At 52.1% G+C, this 24,678-nt stretch carries 24 protein-coding genes; 16 read left to right on the top strand and 8 right to left on the bottom strand.

Going from position 1 to position 24,678, the window contains the following annotated elements:
- Positions 1-95: 95 nt before the first annotated feature.
- The 8 genes from DSCA_RS09485 to DSCA_RS09450 all read right to left on the bottom strand — a co-directional run bounded on the left by DSCA_RS09485 (position 96) and on the right by DSCA_RS09450 (position 8,904).
- A complete protein-coding gene (locus DSCA_RS09485) occupies positions 96-863 on the bottom strand; it encodes a 3-hydroxyacyl-CoA dehydrogenase (protein WP_155320367.1) in 768 nt (255 codons plus the stop codon).
- Between the two features lie 253 nt (positions 864-1,116).
- Positions 1,117-2,421 carry a TRAP transporter large permease gene (locus DSCA_RS09480; RefSeq protein ID WP_155316202.1) on the bottom strand — a complete coding sequence of 435 codons (1,305 nt, stop codon included), beginning with the start codon at positions 2,419-2,421 and terminating at the stop codon, positions 1,117-1,119.
- Positions 2,418-2,918, bottom strand: a complete 501-nt coding sequence (locus DSCA_RS09475) for a TRAP transporter small permease subunit (RefSeq protein WP_155316201.1) — start codon at positions 2,916-2,918, stop codon at positions 2,418-2,420. Before DSCA_RS09475 ends, DSCA_RS09480 begins: the two co-directional genes overlap by 4 nt.
- A gap of 2 nt (positions 2,919-2,920) precedes the next feature.
- Complete coding sequence (locus DSCA_RS09470; protein ID WP_155316200.1) at positions 2,921-3,946, bottom strand: TRAP transporter substrate-binding protein; 1,026 nt, start codon at positions 3,944-3,946, stop codon at positions 2,921-2,923.
- Positions 3,943-5,109: an acyl-CoA dehydrogenase family protein gene (locus DSCA_RS09465; protein ID WP_155316199.1), complete on the bottom strand. Its 1,167-nt coding sequence runs from the start codon at positions 5,107-5,109 to the stop codon at positions 3,943-3,945. The genes DSCA_RS09470 and DSCA_RS09465 overlap by 4 nt, the downstream gene beginning before the upstream one ends.
- A 128-nt stretch (positions 5,110-5,237) precedes the next feature.
- Complete coding sequence (locus DSCA_RS09460; protein WP_155316198.1) at positions 5,238-6,380, bottom strand: acyl-CoA dehydrogenase family protein; 1,143 nt, start codon at positions 6,378-6,380, stop codon at positions 5,238-5,240.
- A 221-nt stretch (positions 6,381-6,601) separates the two neighbouring features.
- A complete protein-coding gene (locus DSCA_RS09455) occupies positions 6,602-8,455 on the bottom strand; it encodes an acyl-CoA dehydrogenase (protein WP_155316197.1) in 1,854 nt (617 codons plus the stop codon).
- A 200-nt stretch (positions 8,456-8,655) separates the two neighbouring features.
- Complete coding sequence (locus tag DSCA_RS09450; protein WP_155316196.1) at positions 8,656-8,904, bottom strand: hypothetical protein; 249 nt, start codon at positions 8,902-8,904, stop codon at positions 8,656-8,658.
- Positions 8,905-9,121: 217 nt separating this feature from the next.
- Here DSCA_RS09450 and DSCA_RS09445 point away from each other — a divergent pair, with 217 nt between their 5' ends.
- The 16 genes from DSCA_RS09445 to DSCA_RS09365 all read left to right on the top strand — a co-directional run bounded on the left by DSCA_RS09445 (position 9,122) and on the right by DSCA_RS09365 (position 24,626).
- The gene (locus DSCA_RS09445; RefSeq protein WP_155316195.1) at positions 9,122-10,078 is read left to right on the top strand and encodes a glycyl-radical enzyme activating protein; all 957 of its coding nucleotides are present in this window, start codon (positions 9,122-9,124) and stop codon (positions 10,076-10,078) included.
- 487 nt (positions 10,079-10,565) lie between these two features.
- Positions 10,566-10,730: a benzylsuccinate synthase gamma subunit family protein gene (locus DSCA_RS09440; protein ID WP_155316194.1), complete on the top strand. Its 165-nt coding sequence runs from the start codon at positions 10,566-10,568 to the stop codon at positions 10,728-10,730.
- Between the two features lie 17 nt (positions 10,731-10,747).
- A complete protein-coding gene (locus tag DSCA_RS09435; RefSeq protein ID WP_155316193.1) occupies positions 10,748-13,240 on the top strand; it encodes a pyruvate formate lyase family protein in 2,493 nt (830 codons plus the stop codon).
- Between the two features lie 92 nt (positions 13,241-13,332).
- Positions 13,333-13,554, top strand: a complete 222-nt coding sequence (locus tag DSCA_RS09430; protein ID WP_155316192.1) for a hypothetical protein — start codon at positions 13,333-13,335, stop codon at positions 13,552-13,554.
- Positions 13,555-13,571: 17 nt separating this feature from the next.
- Positions 13,572-13,961 carry a hypothetical protein gene (locus DSCA_RS09425; RefSeq protein WP_155316191.1) on the top strand — a complete coding sequence of 130 codons (390 nt, stop codon included), beginning with the start codon at positions 13,572-13,574 and terminating at the stop codon, positions 13,959-13,961.
- A gap of 490 nt (positions 13,962-14,451) precedes the next feature.
- Positions 14,452-15,300: an AAA family ATPase gene (locus DSCA_RS09420; protein WP_155316190.1), complete on the top strand. Its 849-nt coding sequence runs from the start codon at positions 14,452-14,454 to the stop codon at positions 15,298-15,300.
- A complete protein-coding gene (locus tag DSCA_RS09415; protein WP_155316189.1) occupies positions 15,266-17,059 on the top strand; it encodes a vWA domain-containing protein in 1,794 nt (597 codons plus the stop codon). Before DSCA_RS09420 ends, DSCA_RS09415 begins: the two co-directional genes overlap by 35 nt.
- Before the next feature lie 24 nt (positions 17,060-17,083).
- A complete protein-coding gene (locus DSCA_RS09410) occupies positions 17,084-17,473 on the top strand; it encodes a hypothetical protein (protein WP_155316188.1) in 390 nt (129 codons plus the stop codon).
- A gap of 277 nt (positions 17,474-17,750) precedes the next feature.
- The gene (locus DSCA_RS09405) at positions 17,751-18,164 is read left to right on the top strand and encodes a PNPOx family protein (protein WP_155316187.1); all 414 of its coding nucleotides are present in this window, start codon (positions 17,751-17,753) and stop codon (positions 18,162-18,164) included.
- Positions 18,165-18,240: 76 nt separating this feature from the next.
- Positions 18,241-19,977 (top strand): hypothetical protein, encoded by a 1,737-nt coding sequence (locus tag DSCA_RS09400; protein WP_155316186.1) that lies wholly within the window; start codon positions 18,241-18,243, stop codon positions 19,975-19,977.
- A gap of 2 nt (positions 19,978-19,979) precedes the next feature.
- Positions 19,980-20,483, top strand: coding sequence for a response regulator (locus DSCA_RS09395; protein ID WP_155316185.1), 504 nt, complete (start codon positions 19,980-19,982; stop codon positions 20,481-20,483).
- Between the two features lie 338 nt (positions 20,484-20,821).
- A complete protein-coding gene (locus tag DSCA_RS09390) occupies positions 20,822-21,067 on the top strand; it encodes a CopG family ribbon-helix-helix protein (RefSeq protein WP_155316184.1) in 246 nt (81 codons plus the stop codon).
- A 687-nt stretch (positions 21,068-21,754) separates the two neighbouring features.
- On the top strand, positions 21,755-21,880 hold the full coding sequence (locus DSCA_RS09385; protein ID WP_197904768.1) for an exodeoxyribonuclease VII small subunit: 126 nt from the start codon (positions 21,755-21,757) through the stop codon (positions 21,878-21,880).
- Between the two features lie 105 nt (positions 21,881-21,985).
- The gene (locus tag DSCA_RS09380) at positions 21,986-22,528 is read left to right on the top strand and encodes a DUF2889 domain-containing protein (protein ID WP_155316182.1); all 543 of its coding nucleotides are present in this window, start codon (positions 21,986-21,988) and stop codon (positions 22,526-22,528) included.
- 331 nt (positions 22,529-22,859) lie between these two features.
- Complete coding sequence (locus tag DSCA_RS09375; RefSeq protein WP_155316181.1) at positions 22,860-23,186, top strand: tyrosine-type recombinase/integrase; 327 nt, start codon at positions 22,860-22,862, stop codon at positions 23,184-23,186.
- A gap of 222 nt (positions 23,187-23,408) precedes the next feature.
- Positions 23,409-24,626 carry an IS91 family transposase gene (locus DSCA_RS09365; protein ID WP_155316179.1) on the top strand — a complete coding sequence of 406 codons (1,218 nt, stop codon included), beginning with the start codon at positions 23,409-23,411 and terminating at the stop codon, positions 24,624-24,626.
- Positions 24,627-24,678: the final 52 nt, after the last annotated feature.

Below are 24,678 nucleotides of genomic sequence, written 5' to 3'. Positions count from 1 at the left end.
AGGTACAGGATTCGCATTTGCTCATCAATTCTCTCCCAAGGTTTTTCATTGGGGCCCCTCCTCGCAAATATCTTCCTTGAGGGGCCGCCATTGTCTTATTTCGGAGCCATCCGAATGCTTCCGTCCAAGCGTATTGTTTCGCCGTTGAGCATTTTATTTTCGATGATCTGCCTGACCAGCAGCGCAAACTCGGCCGGGTGTCCCAGGCGTTTGGGAAACGGCACCATTTGCCCCAGCGACTGTTGTACCTTTTCCGGCAGCTGGGAAAGCATCGGTGTGAGAAACAGGCCGGGAGCGATGGTGTTGACGCGGATGCCGTAATCGGCGAATTCCCTTGCGATGGGAAGCGTCATGCCCACCACGCCGGCCTTGGAGGCACTGTAAGCTGCCTGACCGATCTGGCCGTCAAAGGCCGCCACCGAGGCGGTGTTGATGATCACACCGCGCTCACCGTCATCATCTTGAGCATTGTCCAACATCTTTTCCGCGGCCAGACGAATGGTGTTCATCGTACCTACGAGATTAACCTTCAAAACAGACTCGAATTGGCCGATGGGCAATGGCCCTTTTTTTCCGATCACCTTCACCGCCGTTCCAATCCCCGCGCAATTGACGACCACATTTATGCCGCCGAAGCTGGATACCGTGTGTTGCACAGCTTCCTGAACACTGTTTTCGTCGGAAACGTCTGTTTTGCAAAATACCGTGTTCGTACCTAGTCGCTCCGCCAGGGCCTCGCCCTTTTCCGCATCGAAGTCAAAAATTGCTACCTTCGCTCCGCGCTGCAACAAATCCATCACGGTGGCTTCCCCCAGACCCGATGCCCCCCCGGTAACGGCGGCGATACAATTCTTTACGTCCATGCTTTGCAACCTTTCATACATTAAAAGTTAATTTGATATTTCCCTTCAACACGATGGCGGTTACACATCGTCTTATGACCCACGTTGGGTTGTTCCGCGGTTGGAATCGCCAAATAAATCAAATGCGTGCTCCGCGTTCCCACCTTCTAAAAGGTTGTAGTATTGGCATCCGGTGGAGATGGAAGGGGCCGCACGCTTACCTTTTGGGAAAACGCGATGCGACCACGTCCTGCGGTGCCAATTGGCGGTTTGTCTACATCATGCTCGGGAGCCATAGACTGATCTGGGGAAATACGATGAGCAATATCAGCCCGATAATCATGACGGCGACATATGGGAATGTACCCAGAAGGATCGCTTCCGAGTCTATTTCCTTGCTGACGGCCGATAGCGTATAAAGGTTCAGCCCAAGGGGCGGAGTGATCACCGCGATCTCGATGTTGGCGATCATCAGAACGCCGAACCAGACCGGATCCCATTGCATGACCTTCACGATGGGCAATAAAATTGGGGTCGTGATCAGGATCATGGATGCGCCGTCAATGAACATGCCCAACAATACAAGCATCGATTGAATGATGATCATTGTCGCCCATGGTGGCGTGTCCATGGCGGCAATAAAGCCGGCAATCGTTTCCGGGACCCGCGAAAGATTCAGAAATTGAGTAAAAATAACGGCACCGACGTAGACAATCAAAATCTTGCCGGTAATCAGGGCAGCTTCCTCCAGCGTTTCCCCAAAACGCTTGCGATCGAGACTGCGGTAAACGAAGCAAGCGGATAGATATGCTCCGGCAACGCCGATTGCGGCGGATTCAGTAGGTGTCGCGATGCCGAAATAGATGGAGCCCAAAACAGCTAAGATAAGAAGAAGTGGCGCCCAGACTCTTTTGAAGGCGTTCACCGTCTCTCGATGAAATGTTGGCGTTGCAGCGTCCGATTGGTGCATTCCGGGAACTGTCAGTGACCGGAGGATGATGTACGCTGACATCAGAACAACCAGAAGGACCCCCGGCAGGATACCGGCCACAAACAATTTCCCAACGGATACACCCGCGACTTCTCCATACAGAATGAATAGCAGGCTCGGCGGGATCAGCATGGCCAGCGCGCCGGGAGCACAAACCGCCCCAGCCGCAAACCCTTTATCGTAACCGTTTTTGAGCATTTCCGGAATGGCGATCACCCCGATGGTGGCCACTGCGGCGATACTGATGCCACACATAGCGCCGAATACGGCACAGGCGAGCACGGTGGCCATCGCCAACCCTCCCGGAATCCGACGAAGCAGCCAACTAAGAATTTTGTACAGATCGGCGCCAATGCCGCTGCGGAAAATCACCTCACCCATCAAAATGAACAACGGTGCCGCAACCAGCGTGAACCGTGAGACGGCCCCGTAAACCGTGGTCTGAAGCAGGGACAACCCGTCGATCCCACTATGCATCATGATCCCGATGATTCCCGCCCCCCCCATGGACAGAAATATGGGGAAACCGAATAGTAAAAACCCAAGCATCAAAGCGATGGTAATAGCGATGATGGCCAGAAGGCTCATTGAAAAAAACCCTTTTTAAAGGCCTTGGCCATGTCAATGGCTCCCTGCAGCACCAGGAGTGTCATGCAAAGAGGCACCAGTCCGTAGGGCAACCAGAGTGGCACCTCAAGAGTTGAATTGGATGACGATTCGTATTGGTAAGCGATTATCGTCATACGAGCCGAGGTCCAAATGATGGCGGAAGCAAACCCGACCATGCCCAGATAAATGATGATATCAATATATCCGCGGGCCGTTTCGGACATTTTATTGTGAAAATAGTCCATTTTAATGTGGGACTTTCTGTCTTGGATACCTGCCGCGGCTGCAAAGGCGAGATAAACAAGCAGGTATTCGCTGACCTCCATCGCCCAGAAGGTCGGCCTGTTGAAAAGATAGCGCATGCCCACATCATAGAAAATGATCAATGCCATGAAAAGCAACACCCATCTCGATAGCCATGTGAATGCTGATGAGATTTTCTGGAACACGCCATCAAGAGTATCGCTGGCGGCCATTGCTATTTCACCCCTGCAAGCATCAGGATCCTGTTCCCTGTTTCCTGGCCCACTTGGGATACCCACCAATCGATCAACGGCTTCAATGCCCTTGCAAATTCCGCCTTTTCCACGGTTGTGGGATAGACTGCTTCCATTCCGGCTTTTTCATAGATTGGAATTATCGTCTCCTTCAGGGGGTATGTTTTGGTTATCAGCGTGAGATAGTTTTTTTCCCATTTTGCCGCCGCGTTTTTCATAACGGACCTGGCCTCCGCCGGCCAGCTCTCCCATTTATTCCGCATTACGTAAATGGGGGTGGACTGGCTTGAAAGGGCATACACCAACATGTACCTGCAGTACTCCTCCACTCCACGCCCACGGGCAGTCCAGGGATTCATGAGAGCACCATCGACGACGCCCCTTTGAAGCGCTTGGGGCAGTTCGGCGGAAGACATGGTTACGGGCACCGCGCCGAGTGTCTCCATGGCCACTGCTTCCAGCTTTCCGGCTACGCGTATCTTCAACCCCCTCATGTCAGCTGGAGTGCGCACCCGTTTGCGCCGGGTCCACAGGAATTCGGGCACGGCGCCCCCGACGGCGAGTTGAAAAAGATTTCTTTTTCGTAAAACATCGTTTTGAAAAACCGCCAACGGACCATCCATCTCCAATTTGACATGGGCTTTTTCGAGACTGTCCCATATGGGGAGATTCTGTATGGCGATCACCGGAAAAGAACCAAGAAGATAAGCGGTTGTCTGAAAGACCATATCCGCGGTACCGGCTTGCAAGCCCGGGAGGATCTCCTTTCCCTTGAGTAGGCTGCCCCCCCAGTACATGTCGATTCTTACGCTTCCTTTACCGGTTTCATTGACCTGATTCACGAAAAATCGCTGCTGCTCGTCTATCAGAGGGTATCCCACGGGGATGTATGTGGCCATTTTAATACGTTTTTCACCGCCGAGACACTCGGGAATGAACGGGAGTGAAACCGACATGGCCAGGAGCAACCAGATCGCTCTTCTCAAGCGCGTCTTGATTTTGTTCATCCTCGCCTTCCCTTTTTCCCAAAAATAGGCCCGGCGATTGTGTCTCGCTGGGTTATCTGACTGCCCTCCATAATTTCTGACATTTTGGCGTCAAGATAAAATCGCTCGACCTCATATTCCTTCATGTAACCATAGCCGCCTAGAAGCTGAATCGCCTCATTGGACACCTCCACGGCCGCCTTGGTCGCGCACATTTTCGCTATTGCGCACATTTTCGTATCGATCCGGCCGGCGTCGTAAATAGAGGCCGCCTTGTATGCCAATAGGCGGGTCATTTCAATTTTTGCGGCCATGTCGGCCATCTTGTGCTCGGTGACCTGAAATTGAGACAGTGTGCGACCGAACATTTCTCGGGATTTGACATACGCCAGGGTGCGTTCATATGCGCCCTGGGCGATACCGACGGCTTGCGCCGCGAGGAGAATACGGTTCTCGCCGACGATTTCGGAAGCATGAAAAAAGCCGCGGTTCTCTTTGCCGACCGTATTGGCGATCGGTACACGCACATCGGAAAGGTCAACGTCCGCGCAGTGCATCAGGCTGAAGCCCGTTTTGGGTCCAATGTCACGGATAGATACACCCGGCCTGTCGCTTTCGACGAGAATCAGGGTCAGCCCCTTGGATTCCGGTTTCGCATCGTCCCCGGTCCTGCAAAGCACGATGTAAAAACCGGCCAAGGGACCCGCGTTGACAACGAAATCCTTTGCCCCGTTGATGACCCAGTGGGCGCCATTTTTTATGGCGGTGGTTCCCCTGGCGGTCAGATCGTAGCCACAATCGGGTTCCGTGAAAGCGCCGCAGGAAAGAACCTCTCCTTCCGCCACTCTCGGAAGCCAGGTGGCTTTTTGCTCCTCGGTGCCAAACCGTAAAAGCGCTCCCGAGGAAAAACCGGATAAAGTCAAGGCAGCGCCGACAGTGGCGTCCCCAGCGCAGAGGGTTTCGGCCACAAGGGCGTTTTCCAGGAGGCCAAGACCTTGGCCGGAACAGGTCTCCGGATAGTGGATGCCGATAAAACCTAAATCCGCCGCTTTTTTCCACAGCGCCTCGGGAAATTGATGTTTCTCTATCAGTTCTTCGATGACTTCTCTTTTGAATTCACCCTTTATGTATTCTTTGACCGCTTTTTGTATCTCTTTTTGCGATCTTGTGAGTTCGAACTCCATGAAACCCTCCTAAAGCTGATGAAAACCGCCGATATCCACAAACCATTCGTTCGTCGCTGCGCGCAACGCCTCCCGGAGACGTGACAATCCGCATTGAATGACAAGAAGCACCCCTCCATTTTCAGGGCTTACAGCCCCAGGTTTTTCGCCACGATCACCTTCATGATTTCACTGGTTCCGGCAAAAATCGACATCACCCGCGAATCGCGGAATGTTCTTACCAATGGGCATTGCTCGGTGGCCGCCTCCATACCAAGAATATCCAGGCTTTCCCGCAATACCCGATTGACCATCTCGCATGTCCAATATTTCGCCATGGAGGTTTGGGTATTGATCTCCTTGCCTTCCATATGATCGGCGATGAGCTTGTCCAGAAATGCCCTGCCGAGTTGAACTTCCGTGGCGATTTCGGCCAGTTTAAACTGTATCGACTGGGATTTGGAAATGGGTTTGTCCGATACGGAGTTTGTTTTACAGTGGGAAATCACCTGCCGGCAGACCTGTTCCGCTGTGGCCACTGCCATGATGGAGCATACAAGGCGTTCCTGTTGCAGTTTCTGCATGAGCATCCTGAAGCCCTGCCCCTTGGCGCCGAGCAGATTATCTTTCGGAATTCGGCAGCCGGAAAAGAAAAGCTCGGCGGTATCCTGGCTGTACATGCCCATCTTGTCTAGTTTGTTCCCCTTATTGAATCCGGGCGTGCCGTCCTCGACGAGGTATAAGGAAACGGCGGCGTGGGGGGGCTCCACGGCGGGATCCTTGGCGGCGACGATGACGAGATCGCAGTGAATGCCATTGGATATAAACGTTTTCGCGCCATCGATGACGATTTCGTCCCCTTCCTCGACGGCGGTTGCGGTCATCGCCGCCACATCGCTGCCGACATCCGGCTCCGTCATGGCGAGGGCCAGGACGATGTCTCCGGATACGCAGCCGGGAAGATATTTTTGCTTTTGCTCCTCGGACCCAAAAGTAGCGATGTACGGTGCGATGATATCGCTGTGCAGCGGCGCCATCAATCCGTAGTGGTTGGTTCGGGAAAGTTCCTCGTTGACAATCACCGCATGTAGGAAATCGTGACCTGGACCCTGATACCGCTCGGGGACGGTCGTGCACAAGAGCCCTTCTCTTCCCATGCGCCGCCAGATATCCCGGGGGACCATCTTTTCCTTTTCCCACTGTTCCACGAAAGGTGTGACTTCATTCGCAAAAAAGTTTCGCGTACGCTCCCTGAACTGTAAATGCGCCTGTGTATATTGCAAAACATCCATGCCTGACTCCTTTGTGCCTCGACTACCCCTTGCCGCCCTGGTTCAATTGAACGGGTATCGGAAAGTTATGCCGGATGGAAAGAGCCCGGGCGGTACCGGAAACGAGCCTCTCCATCGCCCTGCCAACGATACGGATGAGAAGCAGCGGCCAGGCGGCATTTCCGACGCCTCCTGAAGAACCATTCAGTCCGTTCCATATATCCCTCTGCCAAAGGTTGGTCCTACCCGCCGAAAGCGAAATCGGCGATGTCCACTGCTGCCGATTCCAGGCGGGTCACCGCGTCCATCCGACCGAGTGTGACAGGGAGCATGGAGTTGATGAAGTATCGCGCCGACTTTACCTGGCCATCGTAAAAGGCGGCGTCCTTGTTCTTCTCGATTTTTCTCTTTTTCTTCTCGTCATCGGCGTCGCCAACAATTTTCGCCAGTTTCGGCTGGGCCGTCACGGCTCTCCAGAGCAACATCCAGGCGATCATCATATCCCCGGCACAGTCCATGAACGGATTTGCATGGGCGAATGCCGCAAGAACCTTTGACGAAGCCGCCGATTGTCCCAGATGCAAAGCGGTTTGGCCGAACCTTTCGAGGGCCGCCTCCATATTTTCTCCAAGGTCCTTCAGTTCGGGAAACGCCTTCGCTTCGCCAGCTATCCGGCCGATGTCTTTCAGAAGGTCCATGAACACGACCCCCTTTTTCATGCCGAGCTTTCTGCCGAGCAGGTCCATCGATTGGATTCCAGTGGTTCCTTCATAAATGGTGCTGATCTTTACATCCCTGAAGAGCTGTTCCACCGGGTAATCCTTGCACACGCCATACCCGCCATACACCTGAATGGCCTGCAGGCAGATTTCACACGCCCGTTCGGTGGTGTACGCCTTGCAGATGGGCGTCAAAATTGCGATTCTGTCTTCGAGCCATTTTTTCTCCTCGTCATCGGCGGCAATTTTGACTTTATCGATACATAAAGCGGTATAGTAGTTCAGGCTGCGCAATCCCTCGATTTGTGCCTTCATCCAAAGAAGTATACGACGGATATCCGGGTGTTGGATTATGGGGACCGGGGGCGCGGCCGGGTCCGCCATCCGTGTAAGATGCCGCCCCTGCTTTCTTTCCCTTGCATAATTAAGGGCGTACATGTTTGCGGCGCTGGCAATCCCCAGCGCCTGAATGGCCACGGAAAGCCGTTCTTCATTCATCATATGAAACATGGCCTTAAGGCCCTTGTTTTCCTCTCCGAGGAGCCATCCCCGGCATTGCCCTTTTCCACCTATCGTGAGGCTGCAGGTGGGCCCGCCGTGAAGCCCGATCTTTTCCTCTATGCCGGTGCACACAACATCGTTGGGATCACCCAGTGTACCGTCCTCGTTCACCCATATCTTGGGTACGATGAACAGGGAGATGCCTTCGCTTCCCGCGGGCGCACCTTCTATTCTGGCCAAAACAGGATGGATGATATTTTCTGTGATGTCATGTTCGGCGCCGCTGATGAAAATTTTGTTGCCGGCGATGCTGTAGCTGCCGTCCCCGTTTTTCACGGCGGACGTGGTTAGCGCTCCGACATCTGATCCGGCATCGGGTTCGGTCAGAGCCATCGTCCCGCCCCATTCACCGGAATAAATCTTTCCCAAAAACAGCTCTTTCTGTTTTTCCGTCCCGAAAACCTCTATCAATTTTCCGGCTCCGTGGCCAAGCATGGGGTAGGAGGCAACCGCCGTATTTGCGCCGTGAAACAGCTCCATGGCGGCCGACCATAGGGTCAGCGGCATGCCCTGACCGCCGGCATCGAGATCATCGGAAAGAGCGATCCATTCTCCTTCCCTGATGAGCTCGTAAACGCGGTGTACTTCTTGGGGAAGCTTCACTGTGCCGCCTTCGAAATCACAGCCTTCCCGGTCGCATATGACTGCGGTCGGCAAAATCTCCTTGACTGCCAAGGACCGGGCCTCGGTGAGAACCATGTCAAAGGTTTTGCGGTTTAGATCCCCGTATAGTTGGCTTTGCGTCAATTCATCGGCCTTCAGTTGGTCGAACAATGCGAATTGGAAATCTCTTCGGTCACTTAGTTGTTGGGCCATGTGCCTATCTTTCCTTCCCTTGTAGTTTTGTATTTTTCTTCGAGGTTGCATATTCGATCTGGAAGTGGTGACGAACTTTGCAAATAGCATTCCATGGGTCGAAACCTTTGGCTCCAGCCGCGCATATAGTAAATTTCCTGGAAAACAGGCTCTGTTTGCGTATTTCCGGATTTTACGGGAAGGAAATATGCGGTGAGGATTCAACCAACTGGAATAATCCTGATAAAATTTTCATCGTACTTACGGCCAAATTGTCCAATTTTGCAGACGATTCCGCCGATTTTGATCGTCACAGCGAAATGTCTACCCCCATCGGCATTGCAAACCGAATCGTAGACGCCACATGGTAAAAACAAAAAAAGGACAAAATCACCATCGATAAGGACGATATGTCCGCAAACTCCAAAGCGATGAGCCAGCGTCTCTCCAATAATCAGTGTTTCAACCATTCATTCCCTTTGCCCGAAAATATATCTGCCAATCTTTATCCTGTAGCTATTATAGGATTTTTAGCGGCATAGGTGCTGAATAAAATTCATCTGTTGCCGAGGATTCATTGTTTGATCTCATGTGGCATCCGCATTGCAGTAGAGCTTAAAAAAAACAGAAAGTGGCTACCTTGTCTTTTCCGAAGTGATACCCAGCCTGCTAGAAGGAGAGCGGAAGATGAAAAAAAACATCCTGATAACCAAGGTCCAGCGGTTTTCCATGAATGACGGACCGGGTTTTAGAACCAACGTATATATTAAAGGTTGCGGGCTGAAATGCATCTGGTGCCACAATCCGGAAACCCAATCGGCCTCCGAGGAGATCTACTGGAAGAAGATGCAGTGCGAGCAATGCGGTCTGTGCCTTGATGCATGTCCTCAAAACGCAATCAATCCGCCCATCCCTCCCGAAGAGGCCCGGAAGGAAGGTTCAAGCTATCACAAGATAAAAAAGGAGCGATGCGATGCCTGCATGAAATGCGTCGATGTTTGTCCATACGGAGCGCTCGAACGAGTGGGGCTGCCAATGACGGTTGAGGAAATCCTTGAAGAAGTGGAAAGTGATCGTGTTTTCTACGACAATTCCGGTGGCGGAATGACCATCAGCGGCGGCGAGCCATTGACCCAGTGCGATTTCGTGGAAATGCTCATGAATGAAGCCCGAAAAAAAGAAATCTCCATATGCCTGGACACCTCTGGAAACGGCCCATGGGGAGACCTCAAGCGCCTTGCGGACAAAGCGGATATCGTCTTGTACGACCTGAAGCATCTCGATTCCGACGAGCATATGAAGTTGACTGGCGTTCCCAACGAAAGGATCCTTGCAAACCTGATCAACCTGTCGAGAAATGGGTCGAAAATATGGCTGAGAGTACTCGTCATTCCCGATTACACCGATTCCTACGCTTATCATGCCAAGGTTATCGACTATTTGAACCGACTTGATCGTCCCGTCGATCGGATCGATCTAATACCGTATCACAACTGGTGCGAAGACAAATACGCATGGCTGGGAAGGACCTGGCCCATGTACGAATATGAAGCACTTGCCAACTGGGATGTCGAGCCGATTATGGAAATTTATGCCGAAGCAGGGCTGAATACCACGATCGGCGGCTCCGGATTCGAAAATTAACAAGAGTGCGATCCGTCAGTTATGATCGGTTTACTCGCCCCGGGTGGGAGCGATGCGGAATTCAACGTTAGCAACCCGGAAGAATGGCAAAAATGGTTTTGTTCGATGAAACGCCTGAAGAAAGCACTGCTTTTCCTGCAAGAAAGATGAGTCATCGTTGGAATTTCTTCCATCTCTATTATTGGTCCGAATTGGAACTATATGGGTTACGGATGGCAAGTATCTTGCCGCAGGCGTATTATCGCAAATTATACCGGCTTTGCCTATGGATAGTGGAGTACAAGCCCTTCCGTTTCATGGAAAATCGCATAATTCACACAATCCCATACCATGTCCGGTTTGAACTGGCCTGAATGGATGTCAATGGGGAGGTATTTCAACGACTACTGCCAGACTTCTGCCATTCGATAATGTGAGGTACTCAACGATATCGTTTCATCTGTATGAGTTATCAACTGAATTATTTATAGAAAGGAGGTGAGGACAAATGACGACATGTAGCGAATGCGCTAGCTTTTTCCCATTCGAGGACGATGATTCATGCGGCGACTGCGTGCAGCGGGTGGTCGATCCCCGTCAGGCCTATCATAAGGCCAAATCGGTGGAAGCAGATGACGACGCATCCAATTGTTCGAATTTCACAAAAAAATAACTGCGATTGGAGGATAAATGAACACCGCGAAGGCAAAAACCAAAAACAAAGAGGATGAAAACAGACAGTGGTGGTGGGTGGCCGAGAAAGAGCGTTCGCCAAGGCTTGACTACCTTCGAAAGGCGATCTGGAAAAAGGGCGCCATAGGGGGCAACTACGCCCCGGGGATCAAGGTCAGCCTGGAGCGGGCGAAGCTGTTCACCGAGGCCTGGCAAGAGAACGAGCAAGACCCGCAGATGCTGCGAAAGGCCAAGGCGATTGCCCACTATTTAGAGAACAAGACCATCTTTATCACGGACCAGGCGCAACTGGTCGGATACGCCGGAACGCTGCCCAACACGTTGGAGTGGTATCCGGAAGGCGCCAGCATCGTCAACGAGGAAGTATACAACGAGCAGGGTATAATCCCGGAACCGGAAAAGGAATCTCTCGAACTGGTCGCCAAGGTCAACGACTACTGGGGCGGCCAGACGGCCATCGACAAGCTCGGCCGTGTGCTGGACCCTGAGGACACGGTCAAGTTCATGAGCGGCGTCATCGGCTGGGGGACGCCCTCCTCTGCCTACGGCTATTCAGGCAAGGACTACGAGTACGTGCTCACCGGAAAGCGGGGCTTCGAGGACATCATCGACGAGATCGACGCGAACATCGAGGCCGCGGAAGAGAAGACCAAGGGCACGCCGGGCCCGGACATCCTGCCGCTGTATGACAGGATCCTCAACTGGGAGGCAATGCAGATCGTGCTCGAGGCGGTCATCGACTACGCCGGCCGCTACGCCCGCCTGGCGAGAATCATCGCCGAGAACTTTGAGACCGATCCCAAGCGCCGGGAAGAGCTTCTACAGATCGCCGAGACCTGCGAACGGGTCCCGGCCCAGCCGCCGAGGACCCTGCAGGAGTCCTTCCAAATGGACCACTTCATCCAGACACTGGCGCGTACGGAGGCATACGAAGGCGCCTGGCCCGCCCGGCCGGACTACTACCACGGCCCGTTTTACGACAAGGACGTGAACATCGACAAGCGCCTGACCAAGGAGGAGGCCCTGGACCTGGTGGGCGAGTTTTTGATACGCGCCCACGAGGTCGGATTGTTCGCACCCCGCTGGGCCAGGGAAGGTCTGCAGGGGATCACCGGGACCTGGGTCTGGACCCTGGGCGGCGTGAACCAGGACGGCACGGACGCCTGCAACGACCTGACCGTGGCCTTTCTGCAGGCGGCACGGCTGGTACGTGTATCCAACCCCACCTTCGGTTTCAGGTGGCATCCCGAGGTCAAGGACGAGGTAATGCGCGAGTGTTTCGAGTGCCTCCGCCACGGCCTGGGCTACCCGTCCATGCGCAACGATCCGATTCTGGTCGAGAACACCGTGCACTGGTACGGCCACCCCGTCGAGGAGGCGCGGACCTGGGTGCACCAGGCCTGCATGTCCCCCTGTCCCACAACCAAGCACGGGTTTCAGCCCATGCGTATGGCCTCGGCCACGGCCAACACGGCCAAGATGATGGAGTACGCCCTGTCCAACGGATACGACCATGTGGTCAACATGCAGATGGGGCCGAAAACCGGCGACGCCAGGCAGTTCAAGGATTTCGAGGAGCTTTTTCAGGCCTGGGTCGCCCAGATGGAGTGGCTGATGAACATCCTGGTGCGTACGGTGAACCTGGGACGCGCCAAGGATCCCGAGTTTTTCGGCCGTCCGTTCCTGTCCGCCATCTCCGAGAGAGCCGTCGAAAGCGGGCTCGACGCGGTTAGTCCCGAAGGGGAGCGCGGCAACTGCTGGGTCACCTTCTTCACCTGGGTGGAGAACGCCGACAGCCTGGCGGCCGTGAAGAAACTGGTCTACGACGAGAAGAAATACACCATGGATCAGCTGCTGACCGCCCTTGAAGCCGACTGGGAAGGATATGAGCAGATGCGGCTGGACTTCGTCAAGAACGCGCCCAAATGGGGCAACGACGACGACTACGTGGACGAAATCATGGTCCGCTGCCTCAAGGAGGTGGCGCGCCATTCCCACGAGATCAAGTGCCCCAGCGGAAACAACTGGCCGGCCCTGCCCGAGAACGTGAGCGGCAACATCCATTACTCCAGCCTCGTCGGCGCGCTGCCAAACGGCAGGCGCTTGGGAGACGCGTGCTACGACGGCGGGATTTCGCCGGGACCGGGTCTGGACAAGAAAGGCCCCACGGCAGTACTCAAGTCCTGCGGGAAGATCGATCATGTCAAGGACGGCCGCGCGTTCCTGTTGAACCAGCGCCTGTCGCCGACCCAGATGAGCGGGGATAAGGGGTATACGATGTGGAAGTCCTACATGAAGAGCTGGGCAGATCTGGGTCTGGACCACGTCCAGTTCAACATGGTGGACGACTCCACCCTGCGTTCAGCCCAGAAGGACCCCGAGAAGTATCAGGAGCTGATCGTCCGGGTGGCCGGATACAGCGCCCATTTCGTGGACATCAGCCGCAAGACGCAGGACAACATCATTCAGCGGACCGTCGTAGGACTGTAGGCGGGTTCGCGCTTGTCCCGGGGAAAGGGGCCCCGGGACAAGCCCATCTTTATTCGGGATGTCGACACAAACAGAAAAACAGGAGACCACAAATGAAATGCATCGCATGCAATACAGAAGCTCCCATCAAGGAGTTCCGTTATCTTTACAATCCACGCATCGACGAATCGGTAAGCCTACGGCAATGCATGAAATGTCAGGCCTGGCTCGTGGTTGATGAGATGAAAAGCGAAGCCACCCGGATCATGCAGGGAGGCGAGGATCCCTGGGGTAAATCGGCCGGCATCGAGAACGTGGCACAGACAACGCAATAAATCAACGGGAGGCGGAGATGGCGAAACGTAAATCGAGAAGGAAACGGGGCGGCGAATGGGCCCAGATGCGGGATACCATGGCCGGCAATTTTTCCAACAAGAAGGGGGTTTCCGGCCGCGAGGAGGTACCGGAAAAGCCCTGCGGCAGGTGCAAGAAGTTTTCCGAGAGCGCATACGGTTCCGACGGCAGAGGATTTTGCGCGGTGTTGAAGACGGGCAGCGATCTGAATGCAGATCCGCCGGTCTTCGTCTTGGAAGGCGAAGCGGCCATGATGACGTTTTTCAATGTGGACGCCGGAAAATGCGCGTATTACGACGAGATGGCGTTCATCGACACGGACGGCACCGAGTGCGCCGATCCGCACCACCGTCGCACCCAGCGCCAGATGGAACGGCTCGCTAAATAGCGATTGAGATGTGGCTGTCCGAAGCATCGAGTCTAACGCCCCGCTGCTTGCGGCGGGGTAGTTCACTTCTGAAAACAAACAACGTATGGCATGAAAGCACAATTGTTAAGGGGGAACAAATGGATCTCACATGCAGCAATTGCGGTTTTACATCCGAATACCTCGATTTCAGATATCGGGGCCAGGCCGGCTGAGCGGCTTGCGGGGAATCCGACCTCCGCGAGTGTCCGCGTTGCGGGAACAAATGTCTGTTTTCTAGGGCCGAAAGCTTGGATAGGGAAAAAGAGGAAATGAAAAGGCTGTCCAGCCGGCTTGTTTCCATCTCCGAAAGCGCTGACAAGGAGAAATTGCGCGAAGCCAAGCATATAATCGGATTACTGAGTAAAATGAATCAAAGATGGAATATAGCTGGCCTCGATCAGTTTTTAAGAAAGCAGAGACGATCGATTTTTTTCTCGGAATCATTATAAGCGAAGGATCTTGAGTTGACATGACGAACAATGCGATTTCGGACGCCATCCCCAATCAAGAAGACCATTATTTTTTACCGAAGGCGGTCATCGATAACCTTGATCGGATTAACATGCTTTCCCGGCGCCATCCGGTAAACCTTCTGGTGGCTGGAAAACAAGGTTGTGGCAAATCCACATTGGTGAAACAGTTTGCCGCCCGCAATAAGCGCCCCCTGGCCACCTTCCAGATCGGCATACTTTCAGAACCGGGCCAGCTATTCGGAGAACACCGGCTGAAGGACGGTGAAACCTATTACCAGCAGTTTCTATTTCCGCAAGCCCTTCAAACGCCGGGCTGTGTCATCCACCTTGAAGAAATCAACAGACCGGAGCATCCTAAGGCGCTGAACATGCTTTTTTCTGTCCTCGCGGAGGACCGGCAGGTGTGGCTGGATGAAATCGGTCAATTGAAAGTGGCCGACCGGGTGGTCTTTATCGCGACCTTGAATGAAGGCGACGAGTTTATCGGAACCGAAATGCTCGATGCCGCGCTAAGGGACCGGTTCTATGTAACGACGCTAGATTATCTGCCCATGGATGTGGAGACCGATGTATTGCACCACAAAGCCGGTATTTCCAGGGCTGATGCACAGACCATCGTGAACGTGGCCAATCAGTTGCGAGGAAACGCCCAGGAACCGATAATCGTTTCCACACGCCATACCCTGATGATTGCCGAAATGGTCGCCGTTGGGGCAACCATAGAGGACTCATTCGTCAACAGCCTGCAGATCGGAAATGACGCACTGGAGTCCATTCTTTTATCGCTTCACATAGAACTGCGGAAGACAAATGGCAAAAACGGATCAGAATATAAACCCTACTAGTTGGGACTGGTTCAGCGCCGCCCATCGCCGAGACACCGGTATCGCAACTGAACACCCCTCCGAAGACGCAAGAGAGAAAAACGGAAACGGTCTCTCCGCTTACTGGCGAAAGAATACGTCTCATTTGGAAGCCGTTGAACTGGCGAATATCCTCAGGGCGTTGAACAAGGTTGTCGGATATGTCGGCAGCAACACGGGAAAGGTCGAATGGGCCGGTATGTCGAGCAACAACGGTGCAATTGTCCTCGATCCCGCGCTGGTGATGGATGATCCTTATCCCGTTTCGTATAAGAAATTCGACTATCTTGTCGGAATTGCCGTCCACGAGGCGCTCCGACGAACGCAATGGGTCGATCTGGTCTGGTCTAAGGTGGCGGAACGTTCCCAACATCTCGACTTCTCGGATCAAATCCTACTTCACAAAGTCGTGCACTTCGGGGAGACTATATACGTGGATATTATTTCAGAACCCACAATGTTAGGGAAATATACCCAGATCGCCCGGAAGACAGCCCTGGGACCGGTTCCCAGCGATCATTTCTCTCCGAGTGTTGACGACCTGTTTCAACGATGGTGGATTCAATCGTTCGACCGCAAGGAGCAGAGAGGAGCCTCCTTGCTTGAAAAACCGATGGGGATATTGTCCGGACTGACCGCGCAACTAAGGGAGATCGCCGGTTCGCAAAGCCGGGTCGCGAACCGATGCACGCAACGAGTGACGCATTATATGGATGCGCTGGCAGGGCTCATGGGGATGGTCCGGGGTTGGAAGGGACGCGATAATCGGTTGATCTGGCTGCCGGAAGGGAACTTATCGACGAAAACGACAAAAAGAAAAAAGACATCCTCGATGAAACGGCTGTCCGCTGAAATAACGCAGTCGGTCGAGGAGAGGCTCTCCGCCTATTCGAACGATCTCACGCCCATTGTTCGCTCTGTTGCCGGGACGGACAATCCGGATGTCGTCCCCACCTCACGTTGGGATTTCAACATTTCGGCACACCCGGTTCTCGACACCAAAATGGTCTCCCGATTAAAGTCGATTATACAGAGTTACGCAAATCGTAAAACGGTCTTCAATCGCGGACTCGAAGCAGGACGGGTGGATCGCAGGCGGTTGTATCGCGCTCCTATCGGCGGACGATGCTTTTACGACAAACAGAGGCTTCCCGTCGTGGACTGGACGGTATGCATCCTTGTGGACGCAACCGCTTCCATGGCCGGATACGGTAAATGGCGCATGGTGGAAAACACGCTTGGCGCGGTCCACAAAGCGTTTTCTGGCTTCCAGAACCGAATACAGGGCTATGGGTATTTCGAGGTTGAGGGGGTCTGCATGATTTCCAGGCTGATCGACGGAAACCGAGTTCTTTCCGTTCCTCCCAGCGGTCAAACCGCTTCCGGCCAGGCCATCATTTTGGCGGCCCATTTCATGCCGGCAAATGCCAACAAGAAAATTATTATTCACATCACCGACGGGGAATCCAATTTCGGCTGCCATGTCCGTTACGGTATCGATTATTGTCAACGGAGCCGGATTCACCTGGTAACACTCGGAATCGGATATAAAGACCGTGCCGCCATGAAACGGCAATACGGGAAAAGCATCCAGTTCGTCGATGGTTTCGGCCAATTGCCGAATGCGGTGGAAAACCTGTTCAAATGGACGTTTATGTATGGGAAGGTGCCTCTGTCTTTTAGCCTTGCGAAATCGTCGGATCAGGCCCAGATCGAGGAACGTTTCATACAAAATCATTAACATGAAAGAAAGGGGTAGAGCCAGATGCAACTGTTTACCGAGGAGTGGCTGGAGGCCGTCGTCGAAGCGTTGAAGAAAAATGAGGATTTCCAGAAAAAGGCCGAAGGTTTCGACAGCAACTTTCATTTTCGTGTCCTGAAGGACCGCAAGGCCAAACTCAAAAAGGATATCGCCTTCGGCATGTGGCTGCCGACAGCGGAACCATCGTGGTTCGGGACCAAACCGGACGACGAAGTCGACATCATATTGGAGGGAAAAGCCGGAACATATGAATCCGTTTTCAGCGGTAAAAAAAATGTCGTCGCAGCGCTGACCATGGGCGCACTTAAGCTTAAAAAAGGGTCGCTCGCCAAGCTGACCGGTAACCTGGGTGCGGTGGGAAAATTCATCGAGGTGGCTGGATCGGTCGCATAAAAGACGCCTATCGGGTTATTTTCGCTCTATGGATGCAAGGCCCATTATGGACCTGGGTCAGGAAATTTGAGCATAGTACCTGTTCGTACCTGCCATTAGTTCGCCTGGGGCCGTACACCACCTCAAATGTTCTATGCCGAGAGGTGACCCGTGGCACGTCTCCGGGTGAGCCATGGCAAAATCGTCACCACTCGGCTTTTATCTGTACCCATCGACACCAGACACCATTGGAATACCGTTGATCCTTGAATGACTCCGATGAGAAAAGGAGACCAAGATGTTGATTTTGAACAATAATGTGAAAAAATGCCTGACATCACCCGACAAGACGAATATTTTAAGCACGTCCAACAGACATGGCGATAACAATATCGCCATGTTTGGATCGATAGTCCCGGCAGGCGATTCCACCTTGATGCTGATGCTGGGTGACAACAGAACCTACGCCAACCTCAAAGAGAATCCCGATGCCGCGCTTCTCGTAACACTTCCTGGAAAAACGGGAATGCAGACGGAAGGATGTCGAATCTATATGAAGGTGAAGACGGTTGAGGATGGTGGAGACACCTTTGATCGCTTGAAGGCAGGGATCAAGGAAAAGGTCGGTGATGCGGCAGAAATGCTGAAACATTTGATACATTTTGAAATCACAGATGTGCGACCCATCGTCGACATGGGGCAGGGCGTGTAAAAAGGTCCGTGGATATACCCAATTACCCAGCTCCCCACTCATTCAACAGGAAATATAGCAACTTGGAAAAATATCGATGACCAACCAGGAGATTGGTGCCGAAACCCTTTTTGAGAAACTACCGGTTATCGCCGTTTCGGGTGGCGATACAGCTGTGGATTCGATTCTGATGGAAGTAATGAAGGTTCTGACCGCCCACGTCCACGCCGATATCGGTCAGATCACACTTTTGCCCAAGGGAGGAATGGGCGAAAAACTATATGTGTTGAAAGATTGCCAGCCATGGTTGAAGAAGGGCGTCAACCTCAAGCCTCTCGAGCCGAACAAGGGATTCACTGGGCGGGTATTGAAAACCGGAGAGAGCGTACTGATACGTGACATCTGGGCTGAGGACGACAGGCAGGGGGGCAATCCTTTTCTAGAAATTGTCGGGTCCATGGACTATCATTATATCCAGGACATCAAAAAACCCGTCTCCAGTATCATCATACTGCCCATCAAACGGGGAAACGAGATCTTTTGTACCATTGAGCTCAGCCGCTATCGAAACAAGGCTCCATTCAGCATCGATGACAAAAGGCGTATAGAGAAGTTCTCTCGCAGATATGGCCCCCTTATCATGGATTATGTCATAGATGTAAGAGATCGGATCACCGTAAACACCGCCCACGACAAACTGCTAAAAATGGCAAGGCTTATCGCGTCAAACGCTCCCATCGATCACCGGGGGGCCGTGGAACCCTACACCAGGCACTCGACTGCGGATGTCGTAATGGCTTTGTTCAAAACGGGTAGCCTATACGAATCCAGCTACCGCATGGTCGTTGCTTGGAAAGACGATGTCCGGGAGGTGTTGCTGGCCAACTTCATACCTTCGACCGGTAGCAGCCTGAGGGATGGTTTCGATTCCATTTTTCCTGTTGAGGGAGAGGGCGGAGACAGACGAATGGCGGATTTCGCGGACAGAATAGAAAAGATGACGGGATTTTCAAGTAAAGACCGGGAGCTCATCAAGACGTGTTTGGATTCGATAAAATCATACGTAATATACCCATTGCATATGCTCGGACAAGAACTGGGAGTCGTCATTCTATCATCCCGTCATCCCAGTTTCTGGAAGTATCTGCACATGAACCCTTTCCTTGCCACCTATAATTCGCTTTTAAAATCCTTTCTCTTGAATGAAAGGCTCATCAATTTTCTTTCCGACATCAGCTTAAAGATTCACAATCCGGGTTTCTATTGTTTGGGGGCGATAAAGGGGATCATCGTCAAACGCGCTCCGGAAATGTTAACCGACCCCCAAATGATCAATGCGCTCAATGGGATGGAAGAGCTCTTTACCGAATTGCATGACCAGGGCCGAGTGCTGAGGTGGCGGTATAAAACCATTGACGTCATCAAATGGATAAGGGTGTTCATAGATCGCAAGGAGCCGCAGTTTCCAGGGATTACCATAGACTATCATCTTGAGAACGGACCCTTGGAAAAAGGGCGCAAGATCAAAGCCAGCGACGAACAATTGGAAACCATTTTCGAAAATTTATTCACCAACAGCATCCGGGCCATCAACACAAGAATCGAGAAAGGCGCAACCATCATCGGAAAGATTGACATCATCATACGGGGAAAAAGCGGTACCATCGATGTCGAGTTCAAAGATAACGGCATGGAATATGAGACGGTTTCTGGACGTGGAAGCATTCAGATAAAGGAAGAAATGGAGCGTTTGCGAGGCAGGATCGAGATAACTCGCCAACCGTATCGAACGCGGTTGACATTTCCCTCCGTTTCCAAACAAGAAAGGAGCTAACAATGAAAGCAAAAGTACTATTTTTCGACGATATTTTCAGTAAGCGGTTTCGCGATGAATTGCCGCCAGATCAATTGGTATGGGATGACAATTGGGTCTCTGCGGTGGAAAAAGGACTTTCCGAATCGGATGGCCGATCCGGTTTCGTTTTCGAACTTGTCAAAACGGGGGATATAAGCAAGTGGCAAGAATACATCGAGCGGGAGAAACCGGATATCGTCCTCGTTGATCTGTTCTGGCCGGCAGAAGCTGCCGTTCAATTCAACGATCGTAACAGAGGCGCGGATATCGCCCTTTCGGCCATTGCAGGCATTCGAGGCCAGTATCCGGATTTACCCATCGCCTGCTATACTTTGAAGCCGGATGAGGCGCTGCTGGAAAAAGCATACAAAGACGGTGCGACCATTTTTCTGGAAAAAGTGGCGCTGGCACTCCCCGAGGTTCAGAGCCCTTTAAAGTATATTCTTATTTACCTATTGAAACAATCCGGGATCACCAATAGCTGATTCCGGATCTTTCGTGGTGTGCCAGGCATGGCGTAATTCTATAGGGTGCAAGTCCCGAAACCGCCTGGTACGTACCACGTATGCCCGGTGGTGTGAGAGGGGGAGGCCGCGAGGCCCCCTCTACTCGATTGCAATGGTCAAGGTGACAGGGCAACGCTTCGCATCAATAGAACGCAAGAGAAAAATCGTTTTCATCCCATCCTTTGGTTTTGTGTCTATTCTGGGAACCATTAAACCGTTATTCGAAAAAATGGGGCTTGCAGGGCGTGACCGGTAAAATGCCTTTTTATGGGTCATAGATCCGGAATTAATTAAGCCATCAAAGAATGGAAAATAACATGGAGACGGTACCTGTTTTTGGTCGTGTTGACAGAGTTGTTTCAGAAAAATTAGAGTTATTGGCTAAGGCAACGCAAAGATCGCGATCTTTCTTGATCGGTGAGGCCATCAAAGCCTACGTCGATGAACAAGCCTGGCAAATCGAAACCATAGAAAAAGGTATCGAGCTGGTCAATCAAGGGAAATGCGCATCTGATGAAAAGGTTCGAAAAATGTTTGCCATATTCGGTTATGGACTGCCGTAAAAACCCTGGCCGAGCATCCAGAAGCAGGTCGAACGGGACGAGTTCTGGAACACGAGAATTGATTGTAAGCTTGACGCCATTTATCGTTCCTTACGGAATTGTCGGCTCCGCAGCGTTATGTAAATGAGACTGCGTGATAGTTTTACGGCAGTTTTGGCTCTGCCATAGGGCTGTAAGACTGGGGTATGCCATGCCGGGGAACAAAATGCCATTGCACGGAAGGTTCGTGAAAAGCAAAAGCCTCCGGAGGATCCACCCGCACCCGATGTTGGGAAAGACGATGATGGCGGCGACCAGCAGCCACCGAAAAACCCAGGGCGGTTCCTGGTGGATGCCACCTGCGCACCGGAAGATATCACAAATCCAACCGATCTTAAACTGCTCAATAAAGCTCGTGAGAAGAGTGGGTGGATATACGACCATCGCAGCCGGCGCATTGACGATCGTATCGTGAGCATCACCCCGCCGCGTGTACGCCCCATCAAACGCGGCAAGGCTGGATCGGATAAGGAATTCGGTGCCAAACCCGACAAGCCCACACCCCTTCCCAGGCAACACCAGTTATGACAAAATTCATTACAGCTGTCGCGCCGACTAAAATTCCAGTTTCAAGTCCGGTAAAAGCAGCCCCCGAAAAAGTGGCCCCACTAAATCCACGTCCCGCCAAAGCTGACCTATGAACAGAAAGTGGAAAAACTGGACGAAATCCTGACCCGGCTGGACAATTCTGAAACGCCCATCGACAAACTGGCCGAAGACGTAAAGCTGGGCGCCCGCCTCATCAAGGGGTTGGAAGGTGATCCTGAGGATTAAAGCCTTGAATAAGAATATGTGCGGGTGGTATCTGTAATCCTGTCGTTTGCTGTATCGTAACGAAAACGATAGAGGATAAAATACCCATGAGGAGTTCCAACATCCATGATTAATCTGGACAAGACAAAACAGCAAAAAATCCACAACCGCAAGATCGATACCGTCATTTATGAAGGCGAATCGGATACTATCATCGTCGAGGGCTCTCTTCAGGACAAGCGGTTTTGCAATTCCTATTTGTTTTCAGGCGAAATCCGCCCACCCTATACCGTTCACCACATGATTATCCGCATGGAGCTTCAACTGCCGGATCTCAACATTTTAGACATTGAAGTGGAAATGCCCTCGGTGCCACATGAATTTTGTCGTGACATCCGTGAATGCCTGGAGCCCCTAAAGGGAATGCGTATCGCCTCTGGTTTTACCTCCAAGGTCAAAAAGCTGGTTGATCGAAAAAAAGCCTGTACGCACCTTTTAACTTTGGTGACAGCCATGGCACCAGCAGCCTTTCAGGGTGCATGGAGTGCCAAGATCAGAAAACCCCTTGACCCGAAAATTTATGTCGGAATGATGGGCAAGCTGGAGAACACCTGTTGGGCCTGGCGGGAAGAAGGCCCGTTGGTTGAAAAAATAAAAACTGGTACTTAACAGACTAATCGATCTGTTTCTGTCACCCTTTTTTGGCCGTTGACCTTAATTCCAGATCGTCTCAATAACTGTAATCGAATGATGTTTCATTTCCTGGAAATAAAGAACTGTTTTAAATCCGCTGGTAAAATAGCTGATTTCCATTTCAAACCACAACATTTTGAACTTTTATGATATTGGTGATGTGTACGAAACCGCTCCGCGGCAGCTCACCCTCCTGACCATCTGTAGTTGTTTCCCCACCGTACCTCGCACTCCCTCATTTCCCATCACCTGATCGTGTAAACTACCTTTTTGAGTTTGTTAAACCCCAAACCAAGGAGGTAGACCAATGACACCACTGCGTCAAAAAATGATCAGGGCGATGGATCTGAAAAACCTTTCGCCTCACACCCAAACATGTCCTTCCTTGAGAGAAAAACAGGTGTCGCCCCACGTCCTGAGACACACGGCGGCTATGGAACTCCTGCAGGCAGGGGTAGATCATTCAGTTATTGCTCTTTGGCTTGGTCACGAATCTTCCGAAACCACCATGGTTTATTTGCAAGCCGATCTGGCCTTCAAGGAAAAAATTTTAGCCAAAACTAAACCAGTGAATGTCAAAGCCGGTCGCTATCGACCAGGTGACAAACTCCTGCAGTTTTTAGATGAGCTATGAATACATCTGACTATGCCGAGTTATTTGAAGAAAACCATCCTTGAGCAAAAGGTAAAATATGGTTACTCGGCATAGTCCGGGACTCGGCATAGTGGCGCTTATGCCGAGCTCGGCATAACAGGCATAGCTTTGCCACTCATCTTTTGGAAGCCGGGTACGATATCCGCAAAATCCAGGTCCTGATGGGTCATAGCCGACTGTCCACCACCATGATCTACCTGCATGTCAGCCGTGAGACGTTGTCGAAAATCCCCAGTCCTTTGGATCTTATTGAGGGGGACCATACACACAAGGAGGACACAACCGATGCCTCCAATCAAATTACCTGAAGTAGATCGGTTGACCATCGCCCACATCCTGAAAGAACATATCGCCGATTACCAAAACCACTACCGGTTGTGGCATGAACACCGAAAAATTGTCTATGACCTGCTCAACTGCCGCACGCCCTATCTGGGCGGCCATATTGATCGTTGCGATCATTGCGGTGCCATGCGAATCACGTATCATTCATGCCGGAACCGTCATTGTCCCACATGCCAGCATATGCCCCGTGAGCGGTGGCTGGCGCAAAGAAAACAGGAGATCCTGCCCACCAACTACTTTCATGTTGTCTTTACCCTGCCGCACGAACTCAACACCGTCGTTTTAAACAACAAGAAGGCGATGCTCGCGATCCTGTTTAAATCCGCGTCCCAAACGCTGCTGGCCTTCGGTGAAAATGATCTTGGCGGAAAGCTGGGCTTTATCACCACGCTGCACACCTGGGACCAGAAGCTCAACGCCCACTTTCATCTGCATTGCCTGGTCGCCGGTGGGGCGATCTCGCCGGACGGTTCACGCTGGAACGCCTGCAAGGGCAATTATCTGTTTAACGAACGGGCCTTGTCGTTGGTGTTTCGCGGCAAATTCATGGAACTGATGAAAAAAGCCTGTCAACGCGACGACATCAAGTTTGCCGGTGATCAATTCAATCGGATGAAAGCCCAACTGTATGAAAAGCCATGGATCATCGACGTGCGCGATCCGGTGAAAAAGCCGGAACACGTGCTGGAATACCTGGCACGCTACACACATCGTGTGGCCATTGCTAACAGCCGGATTAAGACGCTTAAAGACGGCATGGTGACCTTCACCTTTAAAAACCGCAGGAAGAATCGAACGGAAACGCTCACGGTTACTGCTGTTGAGTTCATCCGGCGGTTCCTACTGCACAGCTTGCCCAAGCGCTTTGTTCGCATCCGGCATTACGGGTTTTTAGCCAACCGCAATCGCTCGGCGAACCTGGCAGCCATCCGGCAATTGATGGGCTTAATCGATCCTATCGACAAAGCTGTGGCGACTGTCGAATCAATGATGCAGCACCTCACGGGCATGGACATTACGGTATGCCCCTGCTGCAAAAAAGGGAAAATGCAACTGTATAGACAATGTCATTAACTTAAGACGTCTAATTAGCATTTAACTTATTAAATATATTGCAAAAATAATT

It is taken from the genome of Desulfosarcina alkanivorans, from assembly GCF_009688945.1.
In the GTDB taxonomy this organism is placed as follows: Bacteria; Desulfobacterota; Desulfobacteria; order Desulfobacterales; family Desulfosarcinaceae; genus Desulfosarcina; species Desulfosarcina alkanivorans.
The sequence above is the reverse complement of the archived record's forward strand: the minus strand, read 5'-3'. Positions and strand labels throughout refer to the sequence as shown.